Genomic DNA, 4731 nt, shown 5'->3' with positions numbered 1-4731 from the left:
GCGATGATGCTGGCGACGACGCCGGCGCCGACGGTGCGACCGCCTTCGCGGATGGCGAAGCGCAGCTTCTCTTCCATCGCGATCGGCACGATCAGGTGCACTTCCATGGCGATGTTGTCGCCCGGCATCACCATCTCCGTGCCTTCCGGCAGATGAACCACGCCCGTCACGTCGGTCGTGCGGAAGTAGAACTGCGGGCGGTAGTTCGTGAAGAACGGCGTGTGGCGGCCGCCCTCCTCCTTCGTCAGGATGTAGGCCTCGGCCTTGAACTTCGTGTGCGGCTTCACCGAGCCCGGCTTGCACAGGATCTGCCCGCGCTCGACGTCCTCGCGCTTCGTGCCGCGCAGCAGCGCGCCGATGTTGTCGCCCGCCTGGCCCTGGTCCAGCAGCTTGCGGAACATCTCGACGCCCGTCACCGACGTCTTGACCGTGTCCTTCAGTCCGACGATCTCGATTTCATCGCCGACCTTGACGATGCCGCGCTCGACGCGACCCGTCACCACCGTGCCGCGGCCCGAGATCGAGAACACGTCCTCGACCGGCATCAGGAAGGGCTGGTCGATCGGACGCTCCGGCTGCGGGATGTAGTCGTCCACCGTCTTCATCAGCGCGACGATCGCGTCATGGCCGATCGCCTTGTCGCCATTGTCCAGCGCAACCTTCGCCGAACCCTTGGTGATCGGGATGTCGTCGCCGGGGAAATCGTACTTCGACAGGAGCTCGCGGATCTCCATCTCGACCAGCTCGAGAAGCTCGGCGTCGTCGACGAGATCGACCTTGTTCATGAACACCACCAGCGCGGGAACGCCGACCTGGCGCGCCAGCAGGATGTGCTCGCGGGTCTGCGGCATCGGGCCGTCGGCCGCCGAAACCACCAGGATCGCGCCGTCCATCTGCGCCGCGCCCGTGATCATGTTCTTCACATAGTCGGCGTGGCCGGGGCAGTCGACGTGAGCATAATGGCGCGCAGCCGTCTCGTACTCGACATGGGCCGTCGAGATCGTGATGCCGCGGGCCTTCTCCTCGGGAGCCTTGTCGATCTGGTCATACGCCGTGAACGACGCGCCGCCCGACTCAGCCAGAACCTTCGTGATCGCAGCCGTCAAAGACGTCTTGCCATGGTCGACGTGACCAATCGTTCCAATGTTGCAATGCGGCTTCGTGCGAGCGAATTTCTCTTTGGCCATCGTAGCCTCCGTCAGTCAGATCGTTGTTGCGTTTAAAGCAGGTCGGGCTGGTGATCAGGCGTATTTGGCCTGGACCTCGGCGGCCACCGCCGACGGAACCTGCTCATAGTGATCGAATTGCATGGTATAGTTCGCGCGGCCCTGGCTGAAGGAACGCAGCTGGTTGACGTAGCCGAACATGTTGGCCAGCGGCACCATCGCGTTGATGACGACCGCGTTGCCGCGCATGTCCTGGCCCTGGATCTGGCCACGGCGGGAGTTCAGGTCGCCGATGACCGAGCCGGTATAGTCTTCCGGGGTCACGACCTCGACCTTCATGATCGGCTCGAGCAGCACGGAGCCGCCCTTCTGCAGACCTTCGCGAAGGCCGGCCCGCGAGGCGATTTCGAAGGCCAGAGCCGACGAGTCGACCTCGTGGAAGGCACCGTCCACCAGAGAGACCTTGACGTCCACGACCGGGAAGCCGGCGAGCACGCCCGACGAGATGACCGAGTTCAGGCCCTTCTCGACGCCGGGGATGTACTCCTTCGGCACCGCGCCGCCGATGATCTTCGACTCGAACTCGAAGCCCTTGCCGGTCTCGTTCGGCTCGACGACCAGCTTGACGCGGGCGAACTGGCCGGTACCGCCGGTCTGCTTCTTGTGGGTGTAGTCGATCTCGGCCTTCTTGGTGATCGTCTCACGATAGGCCACCTGCGGCGCACCGATATTGGCGTCCACCTTGTAGGTCCGGCGCAGGATGTCGACCTTGATGTCGAGATGAAGCTCGCCCATGCCCTTGAGGATGGTCTGGCCGCTCTCCTGATCGGTCGAGACGCGGAACGAGGGATCCTCGTTGGCGAGCTTCGACAGGGCGAGGCCCAGCTTTTCCTGGTCGGCCTTGGACTTGGGCTCGATCGCGATCGTGATGACCGGCTCCGGGAACTCCATGCGCTCGAGGATCACGGCCTGGGCCGGATCGCACAGCGTGTCGCCGGTGCGGACGTCCTTGAGACCGGCCAGGGCGACGATGTCACCGGCATAGGCCTCCTTGATGTCCTCGCGGTTGTTCGCATGCATAAGCAGCATGCGGCCGACGCGCTCCTTCTTGTCGCGCGTCGAGTTGATCACGCCCTGGCCGGCATCGACCTTGCCCGAATAGACGCGGCAGAAGGTGATGGTGCCGACGAAGGGGTCGTCCATGATCTTGAAGGCGAGCATGGAGAACGGAGCCTCGTCGGTCGGCTCGCGGGTGACCGGCTCCTCGGTCTTGAAATCGATGCCCTCGACCGCGCCGCGATCGACCGGCGACGGCAGGAAGTCGACGACGGCGTCGAGCAGGGGCTGGACGCCCTTGTTCTTGAAGGCCGAGCCGCAGAGAACGGGGTGGAAGGCGCGGCGCTGCACGGCCGTGCGGACGAGCCGCCGCAGCGTGTCGGCGTCGGGCTCGGTGCCTTCGAGATAGGCCTCCATCGCGACGTCGTCCATCTCGACGGCGGCCTCGATGAGCTTGGAGCGATACTCGGTGGCCTTGTCGAGGAGGTTGGCAGGGATCTCCTGCTCCTCGAAGGAGGCACCCAGCGCTTCGCCGTTCCAGACGATCGCCTTCATCTTGATCAGGTCGATCACGCCGGCGAAATCCGACTCCGCCCCGATCGGGATCTGCAGGCAGACCGGCTTGCCGGCGACGCGGTCGATGATGTCCTGGACGCAGCGATAGAAATCGGCACCAATCTTGTCCATCTTGTTGACGAACACGATGCGCGGCACATCATACTTGTCGGCCTGGCGCCAGACAGTCTCGGTCTGGGGCTCGACGCCCTGGTTGCCGTCGAGCACGCAGACGGCGCCGTCGAGCACGCGCAGCGAACGCTCGACCTCGATGGTGAAGTCGACGTGGCCGGGGGTGTCGATGATGTTCAGGCGCATGTCGCGCCAGAAGCAGGTCGTCGCAGCGGAGGTGATCGTGATGCCACGCTCCTGCTCCTGCGTCATCCAGTCCATGGTCGCAGCGCCGTCATGGACTTCGCCGATCTTGTGCGACTTGCCCGTGTAGAACAGGATGCGCTCGGTCGTCGTCGTCTTGCCGGCATCGATGTGGGCCATGATGCCGAAGTTGCGATAACGGTCGATGGGATGGGAGCGGGCCATGGGAATGCTCTCGTCTTTCCAGAGGGTCGCGGACGATTACCAGCGATAATGCGAGAAGGCGCGGTTGGCTTCCGCCATCCGGTGCGTGTCTTCACGCTTCTTGACCGCGTTGCCACGGTTGCTGGCCGCATCCATCAGCTCCGAGGAGAGACGCTCGACCATCGTCTTGTCGTTGCGGCCGCGAGCGGCCGAAATCAGCCAGCGGATCGCCAGCGCCTGGCGGCGCTCGGTGCGAACCTCGACCGGAACCTGGTAGGTGGCGCCGCCGACGCGACGCGACCGCACCTCGATCGCCGGAGCGACGTTCTCGAGGGCGCTCTTGAAGACGGCGAGCGGGTCGCTCTTCATCTTGGCCTCGATGATGTCGAAGGCGCCGTAGACGATCCGCTCGGCGGTCGACTTCTTGCCCTCGTACATGACCGAGTTCATGAACTTGGTCACGATCACGTCGTGGAACTTCGGATCGGGAATGATCTCGCGCTTTTCGGCGCTATGGCGGCGGGACATCGTCTAGTCTCCGGTCAAATCTTCAACGCTGCGAACCGGCTGGGCTTTCGCCCCGCCGGTCGGGCAGAACTCACTTCGGACGCTTGGCGCCGTACTTCGAACGGCGCTGCTTGCGGTTCTTGACGCCCTGGGTGTCGAGCACGCCGCGCAGGATGTGGTAGCGCACGCCGGGAAGGTCCTTCACGCGGCCGCCGCGGATCATGACGATCGAGTGCTCCTGAAGGTTGTGGCCGACGCCGGGGATGTAGCCGGTGACCTCGACGCCGTTGGTCAGCTTGATGCGCGCGATCTTACGCAGGGCCGAGTTGGGCTTCTTGGGGGTCGTGGTCTTCACCAAGGTGCAGACGCCGCGCTTCTGGGGGCAAGAGTCCAGAGCGGGGGCCTTGGGACGCGTGCGCTTCTTGGTGCGTCCCAGGCGGATGAGCTGACTGATCGTGGGCATGACGATGATCTCCTTACGACTGCGTCGCCGCGGCTTGCGCGGCGAGTTCGATGAGTTTTTCGCGGGCCTGGAGGCCCGTGCCGGCCGGAATCATGTGGCCGATGATGACGTTTTCCTTCAGTCCCTTCAGGTAGTCGATCTGCGACGTCGTCGCGGCCTGCGTGAGCACGCGGGTCGTCTCCTGGAAGCTCGCGGCCGAGATGAACGAGCTCGACGCGAGGGAGGCCTTCGTGATCCCGAGCAGGACGGGCTCGGCCTGGGCTTCCTTGCCCCCCTTCTCCTTCGTGTCGCGGTTCTCCGCGGCGAAGACGAAGCGGTTGACGATCTCGCCCTTCAAGAACGAGGTGTCGCCGGCGCTGTCCACCTTGACGTTCTGCAGCATCTGACGGACGATGCACTCGATGTGGCGGTCGGAGACCGTCACGCCCTGCAGGCGGTAGACTTCCTGGATCGCGTTGACCAGGA

4 protein-coding genes and 1 pseudogene are annotated in these 4731 nt (G+C 64.4%); all 5 read right to left on the bottom strand.

Going from position 1 to position 4731, the window contains the following annotated elements; all coding sequences use genetic code 11:
- Positions 1–1187, bottom strand: a 1187-nt coding sequence (gene tuf / locus Q8M82_RS12140) for an elongation factor Tu (RefSeq protein WP_305691611.1), incomplete at its 3' end; no start/stop codon positions are given.
- 54 nt (positions 1188–1241) lie between these two features.
- A complete protein-coding gene (fusA, locus tag Q8M82_RS12135) occupies positions 1242–3317 on the bottom strand; it encodes an elongation factor G (RefSeq protein ID WP_305691610.1) in 2076 nt (691 codons plus the stop codon).
- A gap of 36 nt (positions 3318–3353) precedes the next feature.
- Positions 3354–3824, bottom strand: a complete 471-nt coding sequence (gene rpsG / locus Q8M82_RS12130) for a 30S ribosomal protein S7 (protein ID WP_305691609.1) — start codon at positions 3822–3824, stop codon at positions 3354–3356.
- A gap of 70 nt (positions 3825–3894) precedes the next feature.
- Complete coding sequence (gene rpsL, locus Q8M82_RS12125; RefSeq protein ID WP_305691608.1) at positions 3895–4266, bottom strand: 30S ribosomal protein S12; 372 nt, start codon at positions 4264–4266, stop codon at positions 3895–3897.
- A gap of 13 nt (positions 4267–4279) precedes the next feature.
- Positions 4280–4731, bottom strand: a pseudogene (locus Q8M82_RS12120) (DNA-directed RNA polymerase subunit beta'); the annotation flags it as partial.

This window comes from Allobosea sp., from assembly GCF_030694325.1.
GTDB lineage: Bacteria > Pseudomonadota > Alphaproteobacteria > Rhizobiales > Beijerinckiaceae > Allobosea.
The sequence above is the reverse complement of the archived record's forward strand: the minus strand, read 5'-3'. Positions and strand labels throughout refer to the sequence as shown.

Excerpts from the sequence above, each read along its gene's own strand:
- rpsL (WP_305691608.1), bottom strand. The coding sequence starts at position 4,266 with ATGCCCACGATCAGTCAGCTCATCCGCCTGGGACGCACCAAGAAGCGC.
- rpsG (WP_305691609.1), bottom strand. The coding sequence starts at position 3,824 with ATGTCCCGCCGCCATAGCGCCGAAAAGCGCGAGATCATTCCCGATCCG.
- fusA (WP_305691610.1), bottom strand. The coding sequence starts at position 3,317 with ATGGCCCGCTCCCATCCCATCGACCGTTATCGCAACTTCGGCATCATG.